The organism is Escherichia ruysiae, from assembly GCF_031323975.1.
GTDB lineage: Bacteria > Pseudomonadota > Gammaproteobacteria > Enterobacterales > Enterobacteriaceae > Escherichia > Escherichia ruysiae.
On the sequence record NZ_JAVIWS010000001.1, the window covers coordinates 3,147,376 to 3,172,021 of the forward strand.

A 24,646-nucleotide genomic window follows, 5' to 3' on the forward strand; every position below is an offset into this window, starting at 1 on the left:
CGTGTGGTTGGTAAAGTAAGCGGATTTTCTTTTCCGCCCCAGCTTTCAGGATTATCCCTTAGTATGTTGAAAAAATTTCGTGGCATGTTTTCCAATGACTTGTCCATTGACCTGGGTACTGCGAATACCCTCATTTATGTAAAAGGACAAGGCATCGTATTGAATGAGCCTTCTGTGGTGGCTATTCGTCAGGATCGTGCCGGTTCACCGAAAAGCGTAGCTGCAGTAGGTCATGACGCGAAGCAGATGCTGGGCCGTACGCCGGGCAATATTGCTGCCATTCGCCCAATGAAAGATGGCGTTATCGCTGATTTCTTCGTGACTGAAAAGATGCTCCAGCACTTTATCAAACAAGTGCACAGCAACAGCTTTATGCGTCCAAGCCCGCGAGTTCTGGTTTGTGTGCCGGTTGGCGCTACCCAGGTTGAGCGTCGTGCTATTCGTGAATCCGCGCAGGGCGCAGGCGCCCGCGAAGTATTCCTGATTGAAGAGCCGATGGCAGCAGCAATCGGTGCCGGCTTGCCGGTATCTGAAGCAACCGGCTCCATGGTGGTTGATATCGGTGGTGGTACTACTGAAGTTGCCGTTATCTCTCTGAACGGTGTAGTTTACTCCTCTTCTGTACGTATTGGCGGTGACCGCTTCGACGAAGCGATCATCAACTACGTTCGTCGTAACTACGGTTCTCTGATCGGTGAAGCGACTGCAGAACGTATCAAACACGAAATCGGTTCTGCTTATCCGGGCGATGAAGTCCGTGAAATCGAAGTTCGTGGCCGTAACCTGGCAGAAGGCGTGCCACGCGGCTTTACATTGAATTCCAACGAAATCCTCGAAGCGCTGCAAGAACCGCTGACCGGCATCGTTAGCGCGGTGATGGTTGCGCTGGAGCAGTGCCCGCCGGAACTCGCTTCCGACATTTCCGAGCGCGGAATGGTGCTCACTGGCGGTGGTGCGCTGCTGCGTAACCTTGACCGTTTGTTAATGGAAGAAACCGGCATTCCAGTTGTTGTTGCTGAAGACCCGCTGACCTGTGTGGCACGCGGTGGCGGCAAAGCACTGGAAATGATCGACATGCACGGCGGCGACCTGTTCAGCGAAGAGTAATCGGATGCAGGCAGGGGGAACATCTGTTTACCCTGCCTGGTCTGATACGAGAATACGCATAACTTATGAAGCCAATTTTTAGCCGTGGCCCGTCGCTACAGATTCGCCTTATTCTGGCGGTGCTGGTGGCGCTCGGCGTTATTATTGCCGACAGTCGCCTGGGGATGTTTAGTCAAATCCGTACCTATATGGATACCGCCGTCAGTCCTTTCTACTTTGTTTCCAATGCTCCTCGAGAATTGCTGGATGGCGTATCACAGACGCTGGCCTCGCGTGATCAACTAGAACTTGAAAACCGGGCGTTACGTCAGGAATTGCTGTTGAAAAACAGCGAACTGCTGATGCTTGGACAATACAAACAGGAGAACGCGCGCCTGCGCGAGCTGCTGGGTTCTCCGTTGCGCCAGGATGAGCAAAAGATGGTGACCCAGGTTATCTCTACGGTTAACGATCCGTATAGCGATCAAGTCGTTATCGACAAAGGCAGCGTTAACGGAGTTTATGAAGGCCAGCCGGTCATCAGCGACAAAGGTGTTGTTGGCCAGGTGGTGGCGGTCGCCAAACTGACCAGCCGCGTGTTGCTGATTTGCGACGCGACCCATGCACTGCCAATTCAGGTTCTCCGTAATGATATCCGCGTAATTGCTGCGGGTAACGGTTGTACTGATGATTTACAACTTGAGCACCTGCCAGCGAATACTGATATTCGTGTTGGTGATGTATTGGTGACATCTGGTCTTGGTGGACGCTTCCCGGAAGGTTATCCGGTGGCGGTCGTCTCTTCTGTGAAACTCGATACCCAGCGCGCTTATACCGTGATCCAGGCGCGTCCGACTGCGGGACTGCAACGTTTGCGTTATCTGCTGCTGCTGTGGGGCGCAGATCGTAACGGCGCTAACCCGATGACGCCGGAAGAGGTGCATCGCGTTGCTAATGAACGTCTGATGCAGATGATGCCGCAGGTATTGCCTTCGCCAGACGCGATGGGGCCAAAGTTACCTGAACCGGCAACGGGGATCGCTCAGCCGACTCCGCAGCAACCGACGACAGGAAATGCAGCTACTGCGCCTGCTGCGCCGACACAGCCCGCTGCTAACCGCTCTCCACAAAGGGCTACGCCGCCGCAAAGTGGTGCTCAACCGCCTGCACGTGCGCCAGGAGGGCAATAGTGGCGAGATATCGTAGCCAGGGGCGCTGGGTTATCTGGCTCTCTTTCCTCATCGCCTTGTTACTACAAATTATGCCCTGGCCGGATAATCTCATCGTTTTCCGGCCAAACTGGGTATTGCTCATCTTGCTGTATTGGATCCTGGCCTTGCCCCATCGCGTAAATGTGGGCACAGGTTTTGTGATGGGTGCCATACTGGATCTGATCAGTGGCTCTACGCTCGGTGTCCGGGCGTTGTCGATGAGTATCATTGCTTATCTGGTAGCACTGAAATTCCAGCTTTTCCGCAACCTGGCATTATGGCAGCAGGCGCTGGTCGTCATGTTGCTTTCGCTGGTAGTGGATATTATTGTTTTCTGGGCAGAGTTTTTAGTGATCAACGTCTCTTTCAGACCCGAAGTGTTCTGGAGTAGTGTAGTCAATGGTGTGCTCTGGCCGTGGATTTTCTTGCTGATGCGCAAAATCCGTCAGCAGTTTGCAGTGCAATAAAGGTTTCTATGACTTCTCTGTATTTAGCTTCCGGTTCTCCGCGTCGTCAGGAGTTACTTGCGCAACTTGGCGTGACCTTTGAACGTATTGTTACGGGCATTGAGGAACAGCGCCATCCGCAGGAGAGCGCGCAGCAGTATGTTATGCGTCTGGCGCGTGAGAAAGCACAAGCAGGTGTTGCTCATACTGCGCAGGATCTCCCAGTACTGGGAGCGGATACCATTGTTGTCCTGAATGGGGAAGTGTTAGAGAAACCGCGCGATGCAGAACATGCGGCGCAGATGTTGCGCAAATTATCGGGACAGACTCATCAGGTAATGACGGCGGTGGCGCTGGCAGACAGCCAGTACATTCTCGATTGTCTGGTGGTCACCGATGTGACGTTCAGAACGTTAACAGACGAAGACATCGCGGGCTATGTTGCCAGCGGTGAACCGTTAGATAAAGCAGGTGCATACGGTATTCAGGGGCTGGGTGGTTGTTTTGTCAGGAAGATAAATGGCAGCTATCACGCCGTAGTCGGCTTACCGCTGGTTGAAACGTATGAATTATTAAGTAATTTTAACGCACTGCGTGACAAAAGGGATAAACATGACGGCTGAATTGTTGGTAAACGTAACGCCTTCGGAAACACGAGTGGCGTATATTGATGGCGGTATTCTGCAGGAAATTCATATTGAACGTGAGGCGCGACGCGGAATAGTAGGCAATATCTACAAGGGTCGTGTAAGTCGTGTACTTCCGGGTATGCAGGCGGCTTTTGTAGATATTGGGCTGGATAAAGCCGCGTTTCTTCATGCATCCGACATCATGCCACACACCGAATGTGTGGCGGGTGAAGAACAAAAGCAGTTCACGGTGCGCGATATTTCGGAGCTGGTGCGTCAGGGACAAGATCTGATGGTGCAGGTGGTGAAAGATCCGCTTGGCACCAAAGGTGCGCGTCTGACCACCGATATCACGCTGCCGTCTCGCTATCTGGTGTTTATGCCAGGGGCTTCTCACGTTGGGGTTTCCCAACGCATTGAAAGTGAATCTGAACGTGAACGCCTGAAAAAAGTGGTCGCAGAGTATTGCGACGAGCAGGGCGGATTTATCATCCGTACTGCGGCGGAAGGGGTTGGCGAAGCGGAGCTGGCCTCCGATGCTGCCTACCTGAAACGCGTCTGGACCAAAGTGATGGAACGTAAAAAGCGTCCACAGACCCGTTATCAACTGTACGGCGAACTGGCGCTGGCGCAGCGTGTTCTGCGTGATTTCGCCGACGCTGAGCTGGATCGTATTCGCGTTGACTCGCGCCTGACTTACGAAGCGTTGCTTGAGTTCACTTCGGAATACATTCCCGAGATGACCAGTAAGCTGGAACATTACACCGGACGCCAGCCAATTTTCGATCTCTTTGATGTCGAAAACGAAATCCAGCGGGCGCTGGAACGCAAAGTAGAACTGAAATCCGGCGGCTATCTGATTATCGACCAGACCGAAGCAATGACCACCGTGGACATCAATACCGGGGCGTTTGTTGGTCATCGCAATCTGGACGACACCATCTTCAATACCAATATTGAAGCGACGCAGGCTATCGCTCGCCAGTTACGGTTGCGTAATCTGGGCGGGATTATCATTATTGATTTCATCGACATGAATAATGAAGATCACCGTCGCCGCGTACTGCATTCGCTGGAACAGGCGTTGAGCAAAGACCGGGTGAAAACCAGCGTTAATGGTTTTTCGGCGCTGGGGCTGGTGGAGATGACGCGTAAACGCACCCGCGAAAGCATTGAGCACGTACTGTGTAATGAATGCCCAACCTGTCACGGTCGCGGAACGGTGAAAACCGTGGAAACCGTATGCTATGAAATCATGCGTGAGATCGTTCGCGTGCACCATGCTTACGACTCTGACCGTTTCCTGGTCTATGCTTCCCCGGCAGTAGCTGAAGCCTTGAAAGGCGAAGAATCGCACTCGCTGGCGGAAGTGGAAATTTTCGTTGGCAAACAGGTTAAAGTACAAATTGAACCGCTCTACAACCAGGAGCAGTTTGACGTCGTAATGATGTAAACAGATGCTGGGCCGCCATCCGGCAAAGGGTTTTTGAGTCACATTTTTAGCAGACAAGGAGTGACGGGTGAGGCGATTGCCGGGGATTTTACTGCTTACTGGAGCCGCGCTCGTAGTGATCGCTGCGCTGCTGGTCAGCGGCCTGCGTATTGCTTTACCGCACCTCGACGCCTGGCGCCCGGAAATCCTTAACAAAATTGAATCCGCGACGGGTATGCCGGTGGCAGCCAGTCAGCTCTCCGCCAGTTGGCAAAATTTTGGCCCAACACTCGAAGCGCACGACATCCGCGCTGAGTTGAAAGATGGCGGTGAATTTTCAGTTAAACGCGTCACCCTGGCGCTGGATGTCTGGCAGAGCCTGCTGCATATGCGCTGGCAGTTTCGTGACCTCACTTTCTGGCAACTGCGCTTTCGCACCAATACACCCATCACCAGTGGTGGTAGCAATGATAGCCTGGAAGCCAGCCATATCAGCGATCTGTTTCTTCGTCAGTTCGATCACTTCGATCTCCGCGATAGCGAAATCAGCTTCCTGACACCATCCGGTCAGCGCGCTGAACTGGCGATCCCGCAACTCACCTGGCTTAACGATCCACGTAGACACCGTGCGGAAGGTCAGGTAAGTCTCTCCAGTCTGACCGGACAACACGGCGTGATGCAGGTGCGCATGGATCTGCGTGATGATGAGGGACTGTTAAGCAATGGTCGCGTCTGGCTTCAGGCTGATGACATTGACCTGAAGCCGTGGCTCGGTAAATGGATGCAGGACAATATTGCGCTGGAAACGGCACAGTTCTCCCTTGAAGGCTGGATGACCATCGACAAAGGCGATGTGATCGGAGGCGACGTCTGGCTGAAACAGGGCGGTGCAAGCTGGTTGGGCGAGAAAAAAACGCATTCGCTGTCGGTGGATAATCTGACTGCGCACATAACGCGCGAACATTCGGGCTGGCAGTTTTCCATTCCTGATACGCGGATCACCATGGACGGCAAACCCTGGCCGAGTGGAGCTTTGACGCTGGCCTGGATACCAGAACAGGACGTTGGCGGCAAAAACAATAAACGTAGTGACGAACTACGGATTCGCGCCAGCAATCTGGAGCTGGCGGGGCTGGAAGGCATACGCCCATTAGCAGCGAAACTTTCACCTGCGCTGGGTGATATCTGGCGTTCAACCCAGCCGAGCGGCAAGATCAACACGCTGGCGCTGGATATCCCGCTTCAGGCGGCAGAGAAAACCCGCTTTCAGGCGTCGTGGAGCAATTTGGCCTGGAAACAATGGAAATTACTGCCGGGTGCGGAACATTTCTCCGGGACGCTTTCAGGAAGCGTAGAAAATGGTTTGCTGACGGCTTCCATGAAGCAGGCGAAAATGCCTTATGAAACGGTATTTCGCGCACCGCTGGAAATTGCCGACGGTAAGGCAACCATAAGCTGGTTGAATAATGATAAAGGTTTCCAGCTGGATGGGCGTAACATCGACGTTAAAGCCAAAGCCGTCCATGCGCACGGCGGTTTTCGTTACCTGCAACCTGCTAACGATGAACCCTGGCTGGGGATTCTGGCTGGCATCAGTACCGATGATGGTTCACAAGCCTGGCGCTATTTCCCGGAAAACCTGATGGGGAAAGAGTTAGTCGATTATCTAAGTGGCGCAATTCAGGGCGGTAAAGCGGATAACGCGACGCTGGTTTATGGCGGCAATCCACATCTTTTCCCTTACAAACACAACGAAGGTCAGTTTGAAGTGCTGGTGCCGCTGCGTAACGCGAAGTTTGCCTTCCAGCCGGACTGGCCTGCATTAACTAACCTTGATATTGAACTGGACTTTATTAACGACGGTTTATGGATGAAAACCGATGGCGTTAATCTGGGCGGTGTGCGCGCCAGTAACCTCACTGCGGTGATCCCTGACTACTCGAAAGAAATGTTGCTTATTGACGCTGACATTAAAGGTTCGGGTAAAGCCGTTGGTCCTTACTTTGATGAGACGCCGCTGAAGGATTCGCTGGGGGCGACCCTGCAAGAACTCCAGCTCGACGGCGATGTGAATGCTCGCTTACATCTCGATATCCCGCTGAATGGCGAACTGGTTACAGCGAAAGGTGAAGTGGCGCTGCGCAACAACAGCCTGTTTATCAAACCCCTCGACAGCACCCTGAAAAATTTGAGCGGTAAATTCAGCTTTATCAATGGTGATCTGCAAAGTGAACCACTGACCGCAAGCTGGTTTAACCAGCCACTGAACGTGGATTTTTCCACCAAAGAAGGGGCGAAAGCCTACCAGGTTGCGGTGAATCTCAACGGCAACTGGCAACCGGCGAAAACCGGCGTTCTGCCTGAAGCGGTGAACGAAGCGTTAAGCGGCAGCGTGGCCTGGGATGGTAAAGTGGGCATTGAGCTGCCTTATCATGCTGGCGCGACCTATAACGTAGAGCTGAACGGCGATCTGAAGAATGTGAGTAGTCACTTACCTTCGCCGTTAGCCAAACCCGCTGGCGAATCGCTGCCGGTTAACATTAAGGTCGATGGCAGCCTCAATAGCTTTGAATTAACCGGACAGGCTGGTGCGGATAACCATTTCAACAGCCGCTGGTTGCTCGGTCAAAAGCTGACGCTCGATCGCGCCATCTGGGCGGCAGACAGCAAAACGCTTCCACCGTTACCGGAACAGAGTGGTGTTGAGTTAAATATGCCGCCAATGGACGGCGCCGAGTGGCTGGCGCTATTCCAGAAAGGCGCGACGGAAAAGGTTGGCAGCGCGGCGAGTTTCCCTCAGCACATTACGTTGCGTACACCGGCGTTGTCATTGGGGAATCAGCAGTGGAATAACCTGAGCATCGTCTCGCAGCCGATGGCAAACGGTACGCAGGTTGAGGCGCAAGGGCGTGAAATCAACGCTACGCTGGCGATGCGTAATAACGCGCCGTGGCTGGCGAATATTAAATATCTCTATTACAACCCGAACGTGACGAAAACCGGTGGTGAATCAACGAATTCATCACCTTTCCCGACCACGGAGCGCATCAGCTTCCGTGGCTGGCCGGACGCACAAATACGTTGCGCAGAGTGCTGGTTCTGGGGGCAAAAATTCGGTCGCATCGACAGCGATATCACCATTTCCGGCGATACGTTAACGCTGACCAATGGACTGATTGATACTGGTTTCTCGCGACTCACTGCCGATGGTGAATGGGTTAACAATCCGGGGAATGAACGCACCTCGCTGAAAGGAAAACTGCGCGGCCAGAAAATTGATGCCGCCGCAGAATTTTTTGGTGTCACGACGCCAATACGCCAGTCGTCATTTAATGTGGATTACGATTTACACTGGCGTAAAGCACCGTGGCAGCCGGATGAAGCGACGTTGAATGGCATCATTCATACCCAACTGGGCAAAGGCGAAATTACCGAAATCAGCACCGGACATGCCGGGCAATTGCTGCGCTTATTGAGCGTTGATGCCCTGATGCGTAAGCTGCGTTTTGATTTCAGAGACACCTTTGGCGAAGGGTTCTATTTTGACTCCATTCGCAGCACCGCGTGGATTAAAGACGGCGTTATGCACACCGATGACACGCTGGTGGATGGCCTGGAAGCGGATATCGCCATGAAAGGGTCGGTGAATCTGGTGCGTCGCGATCTGAATATGGAAGCGGTTGTCGCGCCGGAAATTTCCGCGACGGTGGGGGTGGCTGCGGCCTTTGCGGTTAACCCCATTGTCGGCGCTGCGGTGTTTGCCGCCAGTAAAGTGCTGGGGCCGCTATGGAGCAAAGTCTCCATTTTGCGCTATCACATTTCTGGTCCGCTGGACGATCCGCAAATCAACGAAGTATTGCGCCAACCGCGTAAAGAAAAAGCGCAATGATTTGACGAGGGCGCGTAATTGCCCCAATCTCTTATGATAATCGTTGCCAAAGGCCAACGAGCCGGAACATAACCGTAGGTCGGATAAGGCGTTCACGCCGCATCCGGCAGCCGTAAAAAATCCTCTACCGCAGTAACTAACGAGTAGCAAAAACGATGAGTCTGAACCTGGTAAGTGAACAATTGCTAGCGGCGAATGGCCTGAAACATCAGGACTTGTTCGCGATCCTCGGTCAACTGACCGAACGTCGCCTTGATTATGGCGATCTCTATTTTCAGTCGAGCTATCACGAATCCTGGGTTTTAGAAGACCGCATTATTAAAGATGGTTCTTACAACATCGATCAGGGCGTTGGCGTGCGTGCAATCAGCGGTGAAAAGACCGGATTTGCTTACGCTGACCAAATCAGCCTGCTGGCGCTGGAACAAAGTGCGCAAGCGGCGCGTACCATTGTGCGTGACAACGGCGATGGCAAAGTACAGACGCTGGGCGCGGTAGAGCATAGCCCGCTGTATACCTCGGTTGACCCGCTGCAAAGCATGAGCCGTGAAGAGAAGCTGGATATCCTGCGTCGTGTCGATAAGGTTGCTCGCGAAGCGGACAAGCGCGTACAGGAAGTGACTGCCAGCCTCAGTGGCGTCTATGAATTAATTCTGGTTGCGGCCACCGACGGCACGCTGGCAGCGGATGTGCGCCCTCTGGTGCGTCTTTCTGTGAGCGTTCTGGTCGAAGAAGATGGCAAACGCGAACGCGGCGCCAGTGGCGGCGGCGGTCGTTTTGGTTATGAGTTCTTCCTTGCCGATCTCGATGGCGAAGTCCGTGCGGATGCATGGGCAAAAGAAGCCGTGCGTATGGCGCTGGTCAATCTTTCTGCTGTTGCCGCACCTGCGGGCACCATGCCGGTAGTTCTCGGCGCTGGCTGGCCCGGCGTGCTGTTGCATGAAGCGGTCGGTCATGGCCTGGAAGGCGACTTCAACCGCCGTGGTACTTCAGTCTTTAGTGGACAGGTCGGGGAGCTGGTGGCTTCTGAACTGTGTACCGTGGTTGATGATGGCACGATGGTCGATCGCCGTGGTTCGGTAGCGATTGATGATGAAGGTACGCCAGGTCAGTACAATGTGCTGATTGAGAACGGCATCCTGAAAGGTTACATGCAGGATAAACTCAACGCGCGCTTAATGGGTATGAAGCCGACTGGCAATGGTCGCCGTGAATCGTACGCTCACCTGCCCATGCCGCGTATGACCAACACCTACATGCTGCCGGGTAAATCGACCCCGCAGGAAATTATTGAATCCGTTGAGTATGGCATCTATGCGCCGAACTTCGGTGGCGGCCAGGTGGATATCACCTCCGGCAAATTTGTCTTCTCCACCTCAGAAGCGTATCTGATTGAAAACGGTAAAGTAACGAAGCCAGTGAAAGGCGCAACGTTGATTGGTTCCGGCATCGAAACCATGCAGCAGATTTCGATGGTGGGCAACGACCTGAAACTGGATAACGGCGTGGGTGTCTGCGGCAAAGAAGGGCAGAGTTTGCCGGTTGGCGTGGGTCAGCCGACGCTTAAAGTCGATAACCTGACCGTTGGCGGTACTGCGTAATCTATCCTGGCCGGTAAGCGTCGCATCAGGCATTGGTTGCCGGATGCGGCGCTTACCGACTTACGCACATAAATTACTTTTCTTTCCCGCGCCCGTGCATCTCCTGAAACAGCTTACCGACCTCAACAAAATAATCTGTCAGTGAGTTGATCACGACCTGCACCTTCAGTGGCAGCTTATCTTTTTCGGTATATAACGCATAAACCGGGCGTGGATCTGACTGGTAACGCGGCAGCAGGATCTCCAGTTCCCCGCGATTGATCTCGTTGATCACCCACATCAGCGGCACGTAGGCGATGCCGGCGCCTGCCGTCAGCCAGCGCACCAGCGTCATCGGATCATTTGTGACAAACCGTCCTTGCGGGATCAGTCGTGTTGAGATCCCTTCTGGCGCGATCAGTTCAAATTCATTGTCCGGGCGCACGCTGTATTCCAGCCATGAATGACTACTTAAATCGGCGGGTTTTTCCGGTATGCCGTATTGTGTGAGATAGCTTTTAGCTGCGCACACCACCATTGGCATCGCGCCCAGACGGCGGGAAAACAGGCTGGAATCCTGCAATGCGCCGACGCGGATCACCACATCCAGACCATCAGCGATCAGGTCGGGTGCAGGTATACCTGTGACCAGATTCACGCTCAGGCCTGGGTACTCTTTCAGCATTTTTGCTGTCAGCCCGGCGAGAACATTTTGTGCCATAGTTGAAGAACAGCCAATGCGCAGCGTCCCGATGGGGGTGTTATTGAAGGCATACAATTGCTCATGGACATCCTGCACTTCATGGAGCATCCGACGGCAGCCCTGGTAGTAAATTCTACCGGCTTCAGTCAAGCCAATGCTGCGTGTGCTGCGGTTTAACAGCTTTACCTGCAACTCATCTTCCAGTTTTGACACCGTCTGACTGATGGACGAAACGCTCATCTGTAGCTGTCTGGCGGCGGCGGTAAAAGAGCCAAATTCAACTACTTTGGCAAACACCGACATACGTTTTAGTCGTTCCATTATTCACTCTGACTTAAAAGTGATTTAGATCACATAATATAGATAACAGCATAACAGTTACGCTAATATATTAAATATCAATCTACAGCAATGTTGCTCTCGCCCGGCTTTCCATGCCCTTCTCTGCGGCGACAGATGCTGAAAATAATAACGCCTGCTCTCTCTATACAACCAAGGTCAACATGAGTCTGTTTCCCGTTATCGTGGTGTTTGGGCTGTCCTTCCCACCGATATTTTTCGAATTGCTTTTATCACTGGCGATTTTCTGGCTGGTGCGCCGGGTACTTGTGCCAACAGGTATCTACGACTTTGTCTGGCATCCGGCGTTGTTCAACACCGCGCTCTATTGCTGCTTGTTTTATTTGATATCGCGACTGTTCGTTTGAGGTTGAAGTGAAAACACTAATAAGAAAATTCTCCCGTACGGCCATCACGGTCGTATTAGTCATTCTGGCCTTCATCGCAATTTTTAATGCCTGGGTCTATTACACCGAATCCCCGTGGACGCGTGACGCACGCTTTAGCGCCGACGTCGTTGCGATCGCGCCGGACGTATCCGGACTCATTACTCAGGTAAATGTTCATGATAACCAGCTGGTGAAAAAAGGACAGGTACTGTTCACCATCGACCAGCCACGCTATCAAAAGGCGCTCGAAGAAGCGCAAGCCGATGTTGCTTATTATCAGGTGCTGGCACAGGAAAAACGCCAGGAGGCCGGACGTCGTAACCGTCTCGGCATACAGGCGATGTCTCGCGAAGAGATAGACCAGGCCAACAACGTACTACAAACGGTTCTGCATCAGTTAGCGAAAGCGCAGGCGACCCGCGATCTGGCAAAACTGGATCTTGAACGCACGGTGATCCGCGCACCGGCGGATGGCTGGGTGACCAACCTCAACGTCTATACCGGTGAGTTTATTACCCGTGGCTCAACGGCGGTTGCGCTGGTGAAACAGAACTCCTTCTATGTGCTGGCCTATATGGAAGAAACCAAGCTGGAAGGGGTGCGCCCTGGGTATCGCGCAGAGATCACGCCGCTTGGCAGTAACAAAGTGCTGAAAGGTACGGTTGATAGCGTCGCTGCCGGGGTCACCAACGCCAGCAGTACGCGCGATGATAAAGGAATGGCGACTATCGACTCTAACCTGGAGTGGGTGCGTCTGGCGCAACGAGTTCCGGTACGTATTCGTCTCGATAATCAGCAAGAGAACATCTGGCCTGCGGGCACCACCGCGACGGTGGTGGTCACTGGCAAACAGGATCGTGACGAAAGCCAGGATTCGTTCTTCCGTAAAATGGCTCATCGCCTGCGTGAGTTTGGTTAATCACGATGGGTATTTTCTCCATTGCTAACCAACATATTCGCTTTGCGGTAAAACTGGCGACCGCCATTGTGCTGGCGCTGTTTGTTGGCTTTCACTTTCAGCTGGAAACGCCACGCTGGGCGGTACTGACAGCGGCGATTGTTGCCGCCGGCCCGGCCTTTGCAGCAGGTGGCGAACCGTATTCTGGCGCTATTCGCTATCGTGGCTTTTTACGCATCATCGGCACATTTATCGGCTGTATTGCCGGGCTGGTGATCATTATTGCGATGATCCGCGCCCCTTTGCTGATGATTCTGGTGTGCTGTATCTGGGCCGGTTTTTGTACCTGGATTTCTTCACTGGTACGAATAGAGAACTCCTATGCGTGGGGACTGGCTGGTTATACCGCGCTGATCATTGTGATCACCATTCAGCCGGAACCGTTGCTGACGCCGCAGTTTGCCGTCGAACGTTGTAGTGAGATCGTTATCGGTATTGTGTGTGCGATTATGGCGGATCTGCTCTTTTCTCCGCGATCGATCAAACAAGAAGTGGATCGGGAGCTGGAAAGTTTGTTGGTCGCGCAATATCAATTAATGCAACTCTGTATCAAGCATGGCGATGGTGAAGTTGTCGATAAGGCCTGGGGCGACCTGGTTCGACGCACCACGGCGCTACAAGGTATGCGCAGCAACCTGAATATGGAATCTTCCCGTTGGGCGCGAGCTAATCGACGTTTAAAAGCGATTAATACGCTATCGCTGACGCTGATTACCCAGTCCTGCGAAACCTATTTGATTCAGAATTCGCGCCCGGAATTGATCACTGATACTTTCCGCGAATTTTTTGACACGCCGGTAGAAACCGCGCAGGACGTCCACAAGCAGCTCAAACGCCTGCGAAGAGTTATTACCTGGACCGGGGAACGGGAAACACCTGTCACCATTTATAGCTGGGTCGCGGCGGTAACACGTTATCAATTGCTCAAACGCGGTGTTATCAGTAATACAAAAATCAACGCCACCGAAGAAGAGATCCTGCAAGGCGAGCCGGAAGTAAAAGTAGAGTCAGCCGAACGTCATCATGCGATGGTTAACTTCTGGCGAACCACACTTTCCTGCATTCTGGGCACGCTTTTCTGGCTGTGGACGGGTTGGACTTCCGGCAGTGGCGCAATGGTGATGATTGCGGTAGTGACGTCACTGGCGATGCGTTTGCCGAATCCACGCATGGTGGCGATCGACTTTATCTACGGGACGCTGGCGGCGTTGCCGTTAGGGCTGCTCTACTTTTTGGTGATTATCCCAAATACCCAACAGAGTATGTTGCTGCTGTGTATCAGCCTTGCCGTGCTGGGATTCTTCCTTGGCATTGAAGTACAGAAACGGCGACTGGGTTCAATGGGGGCGCTGGCCAGCACCATCAATATTATCGTGCTGGATAACCCGATGACGTTCCATTTCAGTCAGTTTCTCGACAGCGCATTAGGGCAAATCGTTGGCTGTGTATTGGCGTTTATTGTTATTCTGTTAGTGCGGGATAAATCACGCGACAGAACCGGACGCGTATTGCTTAATCAATTTGTTTCTGCTGCTGTTTCCGCGATGACCACCAATGTCGCGCGTCGTAAAGAGAACCATCTTCCGGCACTTTATCAGCAGTTGTTTTTGCTGATGAATAAATTTCCCGGAGATTTGCCGAAATTTCGCCTGGCGCTGACGATGATTATCGCGCACCAGCGCCTGCGTGATGCGCCGATCCCGGTTAACGAGGATTTATCGGCGTTTCACCGACAAATGCGCCGCACAGCAGACCATGTGATATCTGCCCGTAGCGATGATAAACGTCGTCGGTACTTTGGGCAGTTGCTGGAAGAACTGGAAATCTACCAGGAAAAGCTACGCATCTGGCAAGCGCCACCGCAGGTGACGGAACCGGTGCATCGGCTTACCGGTATGCTCCATAAGTATCAACATGCGCTGACCGATAGTTAAGTTAAAACCGACGCCAAAAGCGTCGGTTTTTTCATGTCTATACTTAGCGATGAACGGCAGAACTCGCCGCGAAACGTGACGGTGGCAACAGATGAATATCTATACATTTGATTTTGATGAGATTGAGAGTCAGGAGGATTTTTATCGCGACTTTAGCCAAACCTTTGGCCTGGCGAAAGATAAGGTACGCGATCTCGACTCTCTATGGGATGTGTTAATGAATGATGTCCTGCCGCTACCGCTGGAGATCGAATTCGTTCATCTGGGAGAGAAAATGCGTCGCCGTTTTGGCGCGTTAATATTGCTGTTTGATGAGGCAGAGGAAGAGCTGGAAGGGCATTTGCGTTTTAATGTTCGTCATTAGCGCAAAAAAAAGCCCCCGAACCGGGGGCAATATCGTCGGACAAGACGATGAGGGTTTATTTGTACAGTTCAGCCGTAGCGTGCCAGGTGTCACCGCTACGAGCTTCAGTAATCTGGTAGGCCGTTGCGCCTTTTTCTTCCGCTTTTTTATTCAACATTTCACGCATATCCATCGGCGAAGACGCCACCCCGCTGACGGACACTGTACCGATAGCTTCACGGTTTTGCGCTTGTGAAGCATTAATGGAATCGGCAGCGAAGGCACCGAAAGAGAGAACAGAAAGTACGCTTAATACAGCAACAGTGGTTTTGATTTTCATGATTTTTACCTCGACATAATCTTTTAGCTGGGCCTTTGTTTCGTGACCCATATCACAAAATCAAGTATACACTAATTATTTGGCTAATTAATACCACGCTAACTGTTTCTATTGGATTTAAAGTGTTAAAAATATTAATTTTTATAACAAAGTGGAATTAAAAACATAGGGCACCATTATAAATGTCATTAATTTCAATATGATATAGTTTTTTGCATAATGTGCGATTATTACCCTATGTATTCGATATGTGAATGTTTTGTCGCAGCAAAGCGCACTATTCGTTAATAGATGACAGGGGAAAGCAGGGGGATAAGAGGCGAATGCAGCATTTTTCCCGCCGCCAGAAGCGGCGGGGTAGAGATTAAAGCTCCTGGTCGAACAGCTCTAAAATCGCTTCGTACAGGTCTTTGACGGTAAAACCTTTAGCAGGGGTGGTAAAGATGGTGTCATCACCGGCAATGGTGCCAAGAATACCTTCTGCTTTGCCCAGAGAGTCCAGCAGACGCGCAATTAATTGTGCCGCGCCAGGGCTGGTATGAATCACCACAACAGCGTCATTGTAGTCGATATCCAGCACCAGATTTTTCAGCGGACTGGAGGTGGTTGGTACGCCCAGTTCAGCTGGCAGGCAGTAAACCATTTCCATCTTGGCATTGCGGGTACGTACAGCACCAAACTTGGTTAACATCCGCGAGACTTTAGACTGGTTAATATTGTCAAAGCCTTGCTCCTGCAATGCGGCGACGATTTCGCCCTGGGAGCTAAATTTCTCTTCTTTAAGTAACGCTTTAAACGCTTTAACTAATTCTTCTTGCTTAGCCGAGCTTCGCATAAGTCACCCGATATGGTGGTTGATACAACATTATTGTGCATACAGATGAATTTTTATGCAAACAGTCTGCCCTGGAGAAGGCTGAAATAATGTTATGAAAGAGCGGGATTTTATCAAATTTCGTTATTGAGAAACATGCCTGCGTCACGGCATGTAAATTTCGCTTAAAAGTAAATTAATTGTTATCAAAATGATGTTGTTTTGGCTGAACGGTAGGGTATATTGTCACCACCTGTTGGAATGTTGCCCTAATGCATAAGCGACTGTTAATTACGTAAGTTAGCTCCCTGATTACGTCAATTAAATGCATAAACGCCAAATTTGCGTGACTACACATTCTTGAGAAGTGGTCATTGTAAACAGGGAATTTGTGGATTAAGGTCGCGGCAGCGGAGCAACATATCTTAGTTTATCAATATAATAAGGAGTTTAGGATGAAAGTCGCAGTCCTCGGCGCTGCTGGTGGTATCGGCCAGGCGCTTGCACTACTGTTAAAAACCCAACTGCCTTCAGGTTCAGAACTCTCCCTGTATGATATCGCTCCAGTCACTCCCGGTGTGGCCGTCGACCTGAGCCATATCCCTACTGCTGTGAAAATCAAAGGTTTTTCTGGTGAAGATGCGACCCCTGCTCTGGAAGGCGCAGATGTCGTTCTTATTTCTGCAGGTGTTGCGCGTAAACCGGGTATGGATCGTTCTGACCTGTTTAACGTTAACGCCGGTATCGTGAAAAACCTGGTACAGCAAGTTGCGAAAACTTGCCCGAAAGCGTGCATTGGTATTATCACTAACCCGGTGAACACCACTGTGGCTATCGCTGCAGAAGTGCTGAAAAAAGCCGGTGTTTATGACAAAAACAAACTGTTCGGCGTTACCACGCTGGATATCATTCGTTCCAACACCTTTGTTGCGGAACTGAAAGGCAAACAGCCGGGCGAAGTTGAAGTGCCGGTTATTGGCGGTCACTCTGGTGTTACCATTCTGCCGCTGCTGTCTCAGGTTCCTGGCGTAAGCTTCACCGAACAAGAAGTGGCTGATTTGACCAAACGTATCCAGAACGCGGGTACTGAAGTGGTTGAAGCGAAAGCCGGTGGCGGGTCTGCAACCCTGTCTATGGGCCAGGCCGCTGCACGTTTTGGTCTGTCTCTGGTTCGCGCACTGCAGGGCGAACAAGGCGTTGTAGAATGTGCCTACGTTGAAGGCGACGGTCAGTACGCACGTTTCTTCTCTCAACCGCTGCTGCTGGGTAAAAACGGCGTGGAAGAGCGTAAATCTATCGGCACCCTGAGCGCATTTGAACAGAACGCGCTGGAAGGTATGCTGGATACGCTGAAGAAAGATATCGCCCTGGGCGAAGAGTTCGTTAATAAGTAATTGATTAGCGGATAATAAAAACCGGAGCACAGACTCCGGTTTTTTGTTTTGAGCGCACGACTTAATTAGTCGCTGGATATTCCTGAATGGTGACCTGCAACGTTAGCTGCTTATCGTCACGCATCACTACAACTGGGATCACTGAGCCAGGTCGGATTTCCGCAACCTGATCCATCGTCTCCAGTGCGGAGATGGCTGGTTTGTTATCCACAGAGATAATCAGATCGTTGACCTGGATACCCGCGTTAGCCGCCGGACCATCAGGTGACACTTCGTTAACCACAATCCCTTGCAGTTGATCGATGCCGCCGCCCTGCGCGTGCAAAGGTGCGATTTCTCGTCCACCAATGCCAATGTATCCACGGATCACGCGACCATCGCGGATCAGCTTATCCATAATTTTGGTTGCTAACTGGAAAGGAATCGCAAAGCCGATACCTTCCGGCGTTTCGCCATCGTTACTCTTATCAAACGACAGCGTGTTGATACCCATCAGTTCTCCCAGCGAGTTCACCAGCGCGCCGCCGGAGTTACCGTGGTTAATGGAAGCATCGGTTTGCAGGAAGTTTTGCCGCCCGGTCGGGTTCAGGCCGATTCGACCTGTGGCACTGATAATGCCCTGGGTAATGGTCTGCCCAAGGTTATACGGGTTACCGATCGCCAGCACCACATCGCCAATGTGCGGTACGCGTCGTGAATTGATAGGAATAGTGGGTAAACCACCAGTGGCATTAATTTTAAGCACCGCCAGATCGGTTAGAGAGTCAGATCCCACCAGTAATGCTTCAAAAACACGACCATCCTGTAAGGCGACGATGATCTGATCGGCGTCGTTGATCACGTGTTTATTGGTGATGATATAACCGCGTTGATCCATGATCACGCCAGATCCCAGTGTACGGATCTCAAGCTGGTTGTGTGAGGCGGTGTTCAAACCACGGTTATAAACGTTGACTACCGCTGGCGCGGCGCGGCGAACCGCCAGATTATAGCTGGCAGGCGTCTCATCGGTACTGTCGAATTGCGGTGTGGAAAGCGGGTTAATGCTGCGCAGCGAAGGCATGGCAACCAGCAGAATAGCGCCGACAATTAATCCAATCGCAACGGAACGTAAGAGCTTCACAAACATGATGGAGGCGTCATTAAAAAAGGGAACGGCAGCAGCATACCACGAGTTAACCGGACATCACACGTCAGCCTGATGCCCGGTTTACGACATTAACGCATTAGCAGGTAAATGCTCTCATTGCCACGTACGATCTGCAGGGCGATGATGGCCGGTTTTGTCGCCAGCACTTTGCGCATTTCAGCGATCGAATTCACCCGATCGCGGTTGACGCCAATGATCACATCATCTTTTTGCAAGCCAGCCTGAGCGGCGGGGCTTCCTTTGACAACCTCATCGATCTTAATACCTTTGCCGCCATCTTTTAGCTGACCGTCACTCAACGTCGCGCCTTCCAGCGCAGGTGTGATCATCTCGGCACTGGCTGACGATGAGGTGCTGGTATCGAGCGTCACTTCTACTTCCAGCGGTTTGCCGTTACGCAGCAGGCCGAGTTTCACTTTCGTGCCCGGCTCGGTGGTCGCGATACGGGAACGCAACTCAGCAAAGCTATTCAGCGGTTTGCCGTTGAGACTGGTAATAATATCGCCTGCTTTCACGCCTGCTTTTGCCGAGCCAGAACCTGGCAGCACTTCGCTGACAAACGCGCCGCGCTGAACGTCTAAATTAAATGCTTTGGCGATATCGGCACTCATTTCGGTGCCTTTAATGCCTAACAGGCCGCGTTTGATTTCACCAAAGTCGATAAGTTGCTGCGCCAGGGTACGCGCCATATTACTCGGAATGGCAAAACCAATTCCTACGCTACCGCCGCCCGGGGCAAGGATTGCGGTGTTGATGCCAATTAATTCACCGTTAAGGTTTAACAGTGCACCGCCGGAGTTACCACGGTTAATAGAGGCATCGGTCTGAATAAAGTTTTCCAGACCTTCGAGATTTAACCCGCTGCGGCCTAATGCGGAAACAATCCCGGAGGTGGCGGTTTGCCCAAGACCAAACGGGTTGCCGACCGCGACGGCAAAATCACCGACGCGCAGTTTATCGGAGTCGGCAATGGCAATTTGCGTTAATTTGCCGGGATTCTGAATTTGCAACAGGGCAATATCGCTCTGCTCATCACCGCCAATCAGCTTCGCATCAAACTCACGCCCGTCATTGAGCTGAATACTGATTTTCTGTGCCTGATTAATGACGTGATTGTTGGTCAGCACATAACCTTTATTGGCATTGATTATGACGCCGGAACCTAAACCTTCGAAAGGTTGCGCAGGCTGATCCGGTAAATCATCACCAAAAAACTTTTTGAATTCTTCCGGAATTTTCTGCTCCTGGCTGGCGGTTCCTTCGACTCGAACACTGACCACTGCGGGAAGCACTTTTTCCAGCATCGGCGCCAGACTGGGCAGTGGCGCTTGACCGGCAACCTGGCCGGGAATCGATGCGATGGCCTGAAACGGCGCCGAGAGAGTTAACCCGACACTTAACGCTAATGCACTCAACAGCTGGGTTTGCTTTTTCATTATTCCTGCTCTCGTACCTGAATGATAAGAAAAAGAGATTCAAAACAGTTTGATGTTATTGAATTTTCAGATGGTAAACAATGAGACACCAGATTAAATGATAGTCGGGGGAAGAAGAGAAGAGGAGGGCGCAATGGCTGCGCCCGCAAAATAAATTAGTCGCGCTTCGCGCCGGTACGTAACAGGCCGGATGCGCCTTCAGAATAGTCACGCGGCATCTGCACCGGAGCCTGATCGTTGCTGGCTTCAGATTCTGCCAGACGATTGCGGAACGGGTTGGCTTCAGCAGACAGTTCCGGCAGCAGGCTGCTGGAGCTTTTCGCCATGTGTTGATACAGCTGGCGATAGTCGTGCGCCATAGTATCCAGTAATTCCGCGCTGCGGGCAAAGTGGTTAACCAGCTCTTCGCGATACTCGTCCAGTTCAGCTTTATTCTTTTCAAGTTCGTACTGCAACGCCTGTTGCTGGCGCAGTTTACGATTACCAAAACGCATGGCCACAGCACCAATAATGATGCCGACGACTAACCCAATTAGCGCATATTCCCAGGTCATGAACATCTCCCGTTGTCTTTTGTTTCCGTAGGGTGTTGGCTTCAGGCTCCATGCCTGCGGCTGATTATGCCACTATAACCGTTAATTCCACAGAAGTGGAATCCCGACTGCATATCGCGTAGTGTAGAACGGCCTTTTTTTCGTCAACCGTGAACAACGGCACACCGATTATTCAAGGAATAACAAGAACATCATGCAAAGCGTTACCCCGACATCGCAATACCTGAAGGCGCTCAATGAAGGCAGCCATCAACCCGACGACGTACAAAAAGAGGCCGTCAGTCGGCTGGAGATTATCTACCAGGAATTAATCAACAGCACGCCGCCAGTCGCCAGGGCTAGCGGGTTAATGGCACGGGTCGGTAAGCTGTGGGGTAAGCGCGAAGATACAAGCAACGCGCCGGTGCGTGGCTTATATATGTGGGGCGGTGTAGGGCGCGGAAAAACCTGGTTGATGGATCTTTTCTATCAAAGCTTGCCGGGAGAGCGAAAACAGCGGCTGCATTTTCACCGTTTTATGCTGCGGGTGCATGAAGAATTAACCGCATTGCAAGGGCAGAGCGATCCGCTGGAAATTATTGCCGATCGCTTTAAAGCCGAAACTGACGTGCTCTGTTTTGACGAATTTTTTGTTTCTGATATTACCGACGCCATGCTGCTGGGTGGCCTGATGAAAGCATTGTTTGCTCGCGGCATAACGCTGGTGGCGACGTCAAATATTCCACCGGATGAGCTTTATCGCAATGGCCTGCAACGTGCGCGTTTTCTTCCTGCAATTGATGCCATTAAACAGTATTGTGATGTTATGAACGTGGACGCCGGTGTTGATTATCGGCTGCGTACCCTTACTCAGGCGCATCTGTGGCTGTCGCCGCTTAATGATGAAACGCGTGAGCAGATGGATAAGCTGTGGCTGGCGCTGGCAGGTGCAAAACGAGAACAAGCCCCTACGCTGGAAATCAATCATCGACCGCTGGCGACGATGGGCGTAGAAAACCAGACGCTGGCGGTGTCATTTACCACGCTGTGCGTTGATGCCCGCAGCCAGCATGACTATATTGCGCTCTCACGTCTGTTTCACACGGTGATGTTGTTTGATGTGCCCGTCATGACGCGGTTGATGGAGAGTGAAGCGCGGCGTTTCATTGCGCTGGTGGATGAATTTTACGAGCGCCATGTCAAGCTGGTGGTGAGCGCGGAAGTACCTTTGTATGAGATTTATCAGGGCGAGCGGCTGAAGTTTGAGTTCCAGCGTTGCCTGTCACGTCTGCAAGAGATGCAAAGCGAAGAGTATTTGAAGCGCGAGCATTTGGCGGGTTAAAACCTGTCACAAATCACAAAAAGGGGTCGATCTTTGACCCCGACTTCTCTATAATCTTGCGACCCCACGTTACAAGAAAGTTTTTTTCCCAAAACTTTTTGTGTGCTGGCATAGGCTATTCGAAGGGGTAGGTTTGCCGGACTTTGTCGTGTGAACCTCAACAATTGAAGACGTTTGGGTGTTCACCAACGTGTAACTATTTATTGGGTAAGCTTTTAATGAAAACTTTTACAGCTAAACCAGAAACCGTAAAACGCGACTGGTATGTTGTTGACGCGACCGGTAAAACTCTGGGCCGTCTGGCTTCCGAACTGGCTCTGCGCCTGCGCGGTAAGCATAAAGCGGAATACACTCCGCACGTAGATACTGGTGATTACATCATCGTTCTGAACGCTGACAAAGTTGCTGTAACCGGCAACAAGCGTACTGACAAAGTGTACTATCATCACACCGGTCACATCGGTGGTATCAAACAAGCGACCTTTGAAGAGATGATTGCTCGCCGTCCTGAGCGTGTGATTGAAATCGCGGTTAAAGGCATGTTGCCAAAAGGCCCGCTGGGTCGTGCTATGTTCCGTAAACTGAAAGTTTACGCGGGTAACGAGCACAACCACGCGGCACAGCAACCGCAAGTTCTTGACATCTAATCGGGATTATAGGCAATGGCTGAAAATCAATACTACGGCACTGGTCGCCGCAAAAGTTCCGCAGCTCGCGTTTTCATCAAACCGGGCAACGGTAAAATCGTTATCAACCAACGTTCTCTGGAACAGTACTTCGGTCGTGAAACTGCCCGCATGGTAGTTCGTCAGCCGCTGGAACTGGTCGACATGGTTGAGAAACTGGATCTGTACATCACCGTTAAAGGTGGTGGTATCTCTGGTCAGGCTGGTGCGATCCGTCACGGTATCACCCGCGCTCTGATGGAGTACGACGAGTCCCTGCGTTCTGAACTGCGTAAAGCTGGCTTCGTTACTCGTGACGCTCGTCAGGTTGAACGTAAGAAAGTCGGTCTGCGTAAAGCACGTCGTCGTCCGCAGTTCTCCAAACGTTAATTGCTTTCTGCTCCGGCAGAATACAATTTGCGAAAAAAACCCGCTTCGGCGGGTTTTTTTATGGCTAAAATCTGAATCAGCGTAAAAATGGAAAGGTGCTTTTTGCTACCGCCTGACAGGCAGGTAAAACAAAAACAACATCGCCGATAAGGGATTAAGTCAACCATTTCAGACTAAAGCGCATCTCTTTTTCCCCATTTCTGGTATCGACTTACCACAAAGGTCGCAAAATCTGGTAAACTATCATCCAATTTTCTGCCCAAATGTCGGGTATTGCTCATTTTTTGTTTGATTTTCGAACAAAGAGAGTCGTTCCTTACTGGGTAACATAACTTCTGACTGGCCACCTGGTGGCTGGTAGCAGTAAAAATTCTGACTATACCTGGAGGTTTTCATGGCTGTCGCTGCCAACAAACGTTCGGTAATGACGCTGTTTTCCGGTCCTACTGACATCTATAGCCATCAGGTCCGCATTGTGCTGGCTGAGAAAGGTGTAAGTTTCGAGATCGAACACGTGGAAAAGGACAATCCGCCTCAGGATCTGATTGACCTCAACCCGAATCAGAGCGTTCCGACCCTGGTGGATCGTGAACTGACCCTGTGGGAATCTCGCATCATTATGGAATATCTGGATGAGCGTTTCCCGCATCCGCCACTGATGCCTGTTTACCCGGTAGCTCGCGGTGAAAGCCGTCTGTACATGCACCGTATCGAAAAAGACTGGTACACGCTGATGAACACCATCATCAACGGTTCAGCCTCTGAAGCCGATGCCGCACGTAAGCAACTGCGCGAAGAACTGCTGGCGATTGCGCCGGTCTTCGGTCAGAAGCCGTACTTCCTGAGCGATGAGTTCAGCCTGGTCGATTGCTACCTTGCTCCGCTGCTGTGGCGTCTGCCGCAACTGGGCATCGAGTTTAGCGGCCCGGGTGCGAAAGAGCTGAAAGGCTATATGACCCGCGTCTTTGAGCGTGACTCTTTCCTTGCTTCTTTAACTGAAGCAGAACGTGAAATGCGTCTGGGCCGGAGTTAATCTGTATGGATTTGTCACAGCTAACACCACGTCGTCCCTATCTGCTGCGTGCATTCTATGAGTGGTTGCTGGATAACCAGCTCACGCCGCACCTGGTGGTGGATGTGACGCTCCCTGGCGTGCAGGTTCCTATGGAATATGCACGTGATGGGCAAATCGTACTCAACATTGCGCCGCGTGCGGTTGGCAATCTGGAACTGGCGAATGATGAAGTGCGTTTTAACGCGCGCTTTGGTGGCATTCCGCGTCAGGTTTCAGTACCGCTGGCTGCCGTGCTGGCTATCTACGCCCGCGAAAATGGCGCAGGAACAATGTTCGAGCCTGAAGCTGCCTACGATGAAGATGCCAGTATCATGAATGATGATGAAGCGTCGGCAGATAATGAAACCGTTATGTCGGTTATTGATGGCGATAAGCCCGATCACGATGATGACCATCATCCTGACGATGAACCGCCACAGCCTCCACGCGGTGGACGCCCGGCATTGCGGGTTGTGAAATAAATGATAAACAGGCCCATGTGGCCTGTTTTGCTATCTACCTTCTTTTCGCCTGATTTTAATACTGTGTTACGATAACTTCGCTATTATCCGTCAACATATTTTCCCAG

At 51.6% G+C, this 24,646-nt stretch carries 23 protein-coding genes; 17 read left to right on the forward strand and 6 right to left on the reverse strand.

Annotated elements, in window-relative coordinates; translation table 11 throughout:
* Nucleotides 1–63 precede the first annotated feature (63 nt).
* The 7 genes from mreB (at nt 64) to tldD (ending at nt 10,294) form a co-directional block, all read left to right on the forward strand.
* Nucleotides 64–1,107 carry a rod shape-determining protein MreB gene (gene mreB, locus RGV86_RS15255; RefSeq protein WP_000913396.1) on the forward strand — a complete coding sequence of 348 codons (1,044 nt, stop codon included), beginning with the start codon at nt 64–66 and terminating at the stop codon, nt 1,105–1,107.
* A gap of 65 nt (nt 1,108–1,172) precedes the next feature.
* Nucleotides 1,173–2,276 (forward strand): rod shape-determining protein MreC, encoded by a 1,104-nt coding sequence (gene mreC, locus RGV86_RS15260; protein ID WP_000802526.1) that lies wholly within the window; start codon nt 1,173–1,175, stop codon nt 2,274–2,276.
* Nucleotides 2,276–2,764, forward strand: coding sequence for a rod shape-determining protein MreD (gene mreD, locus RGV86_RS15265; RefSeq protein WP_000135265.1), 489 nt, complete (start codon nt 2,276–2,278; stop codon nt 2,762–2,764). Before mreC ends, mreD begins: the two co-directional genes overlap by 1 nt.
* A gap of 8 nt (nt 2,765–2,772) precedes the next feature.
* Entirely contained in the window at nt 2,773–3,366 is a 594-nt protein-coding gene (gene yhdE / locus RGV86_RS15270) for a nucleoside triphosphate pyrophosphatase YhdE (RefSeq protein ID WP_000203083.1), read from the forward strand.
* Nucleotides 3,356–4,825, forward strand: coding sequence for a ribonuclease G (gene rng, locus RGV86_RS15275; protein ID WP_000123197.1), 1,470 nt, complete (start codon nt 3,356–3,358; stop codon nt 4,823–4,825). Before yhdE ends, rng begins: the two co-directional genes overlap by 11 nt.
* Before the next feature lie 67 nt (nt 4,826–4,892).
* Nucleotides 4,893–8,693 (forward strand): AsmA2 domain-containing protein YhdP, encoded by a 3,801-nt coding sequence (gene yhdP, locus RGV86_RS15280; protein ID WP_001253522.1) that lies wholly within the window; start codon nt 4,893–4,895, stop codon nt 8,691–8,693.
* Nucleotides 8,694–8,848: 155 nt separating this feature from the next.
* The gene (gene tldD / locus RGV86_RS15285) at nt 8,849–10,294 is read left to right on the forward strand and encodes a metalloprotease TldD (RefSeq protein WP_000055925.1); all 1,446 of its coding nucleotides are present in this window, start codon (nt 8,849–8,851) and stop codon (nt 10,292–10,294) included.
* Nucleotides 10,295–10,367: 73 nt separating this feature from the next.
* On the opposite strand, the gene aaeR is transcribed toward tldD, so the two are convergent.
* Entirely contained in the window at nt 10,368–11,297 is a 930-nt protein-coding gene (gene aaeR, locus RGV86_RS15290; RefSeq protein ID WP_000440317.1) for an HTH-type transcriptional activator AaeR, read from the reverse strand.
* 182 nt (nt 11,298–11,479) lie between these two features.
* Between aaeR and aaeX the strand changes: the two genes are divergently transcribed.
* The 4 genes from aaeX to RGV86_RS15310 all read left to right on the forward strand — a co-directional run bounded on the left by aaeX (nt 11,480) and on the right by RGV86_RS15310 (nt 14,960).
* The gene (gene aaeX / locus RGV86_RS15295) at nt 11,480–11,683 is read left to right on the forward strand and encodes a p-hydroxybenzoic acid efflux pump operon protein AaeX (RefSeq protein WP_000051841.1); all 204 of its coding nucleotides are present in this window, start codon (nt 11,480–11,482) and stop codon (nt 11,681–11,683) included.
* 7 nt (nt 11,684–11,690) lie between these two features.
* Nucleotides 11,691–12,623: a p-hydroxybenzoic acid efflux pump subunit AaeA gene (gene aaeA / locus RGV86_RS15300; RefSeq protein WP_000854026.1), complete on the forward strand. Its 933-nt coding sequence runs from the start codon at nt 11,691–11,693 to the stop codon at nt 12,621–12,623.
* Between the two features lie 5 nt (nt 12,624–12,628).
* A complete protein-coding gene (aaeB, locus tag RGV86_RS15305; protein ID WP_085460263.1) occupies nt 12,629–14,596 on the forward strand; it encodes a p-hydroxybenzoic acid efflux pump subunit AaeB in 1,968 nt (655 codons plus the stop codon).
* 91 nt (nt 14,597–14,687) lie between these two features.
* On the forward strand, nt 14,688–14,960 hold the full coding sequence (locus RGV86_RS15310) for a barstar family protein (protein ID WP_001029011.1): 273 nt from the start codon (nt 14,688–14,690) through the stop codon (nt 14,958–14,960).
* A 55-nt stretch (nt 14,961–15,015) separates the two neighbouring features.
* Here RGV86_RS15310 and yhcN read toward each other — a convergent pair whose 3' ends face one another.
* A complete protein-coding gene (yhcN, locus tag RGV86_RS15315; protein ID WP_085460264.1) occupies nt 15,016–15,279 on the reverse strand; it encodes a peroxide/acid stress response protein YhcN in 264 nt (87 codons plus the stop codon).
* 364 nt (nt 15,280–15,643) lie between these two features.
* The gene (gene argR / locus RGV86_RS15320; RefSeq protein WP_001257843.1) at nt 15,644–16,114 is read right to left on the reverse strand and encodes a transcriptional regulator ArgR; all 471 of its coding nucleotides are present in this window, start codon (nt 16,112–16,114) and stop codon (nt 15,644–15,646) included.
* A gap of 434 nt (nt 16,115–16,548) precedes the next feature.
* On the opposite strand from argR, the gene mdh reads away from it, so the two are divergent.
* Nucleotides 16,549–17,487, forward strand: a complete 939-nt coding sequence (gene mdh, locus RGV86_RS15325; RefSeq protein ID WP_001295272.1) for a malate dehydrogenase — start codon at nt 16,549–16,551, stop codon at nt 17,485–17,487.
* 61 nt (nt 17,488–17,548) lie between these two features.
* On the opposite strand, the gene degS is transcribed toward mdh, so the two are convergent.
* From degS to zapG, 3 genes are all read right to left on the reverse strand, one after another.
* The gene (degS, locus tag RGV86_RS15330; RefSeq protein WP_000497715.1) at nt 17,549–18,616 is read right to left on the reverse strand and encodes an outer membrane-stress sensor serine endopeptidase DegS; all 1,068 of its coding nucleotides are present in this window, start codon (nt 18,614–18,616) and stop codon (nt 17,549–17,551) included.
* 89 nt (nt 18,617–18,705) lie between these two features.
* On the reverse strand, nt 18,706–20,073 hold the full coding sequence (gene degQ, locus RGV86_RS15335; RefSeq protein ID WP_000745039.1) for a serine endoprotease DegQ: 1,368 nt from the start codon (nt 20,071–20,073) through the stop codon (nt 18,706–18,708).
* A 155-nt stretch (nt 20,074–20,228) separates the two neighbouring features.
* Nucleotides 20,229–20,627, reverse strand: a complete 399-nt coding sequence (gene zapG / locus RGV86_RS15340; protein WP_010345273.1) for a Z-ring associated protein ZapG — start codon at nt 20,625–20,627, stop codon at nt 20,229–20,231.
* 193 nt (nt 20,628–20,820) lie between these two features.
* Between zapG and zapE the strand changes: the two genes are divergently transcribed.
* The 5 genes from zapE (at nt 20,821) to sspB (ending at nt 24,539) form a co-directional block, all read left to right on the forward strand.
* A complete protein-coding gene (gene zapE / locus RGV86_RS15345; protein ID WP_001192359.1) occupies nt 20,821–21,948 on the forward strand; it encodes a cell division protein ZapE in 1,128 nt (375 codons plus the stop codon).
* Between the two features lie 218 nt (nt 21,949–22,166).
* Entirely contained in the window at nt 22,167–22,595 is a 429-nt protein-coding gene (rplM, locus tag RGV86_RS15350) for a 50S ribosomal protein L13 (protein WP_001517180.1), read from the forward strand.
* A 15-nt stretch (nt 22,596–22,610) separates the two neighbouring features.
* Nucleotides 22,611–23,003, forward strand: a complete 393-nt coding sequence (gene rpsI, locus RGV86_RS15355) for a 30S ribosomal protein S9 (RefSeq protein WP_000829818.1) — start codon at nt 22,611–22,613, stop codon at nt 23,001–23,003.
* A 394-nt stretch (nt 23,004–23,397) separates the two neighbouring features.
* Nucleotides 23,398–24,036, forward strand: coding sequence for a stringent starvation protein SspA (gene sspA / locus RGV86_RS15360; RefSeq protein ID WP_000257293.1), 639 nt, complete (start codon nt 23,398–23,400; stop codon nt 24,034–24,036).
* A 5-nt stretch (nt 24,037–24,041) separates the two neighbouring features.
* Nucleotides 24,042–24,539 carry a ClpXP protease specificity-enhancing factor gene (gene sspB, locus RGV86_RS15365; protein WP_000366123.1) on the forward strand — a complete coding sequence of 166 codons (498 nt, stop codon included), beginning with the start codon at nt 24,042–24,044 and terminating at the stop codon, nt 24,537–24,539.
* Nucleotides 24,540–24,646 lie beyond the last annotated feature (107 nt).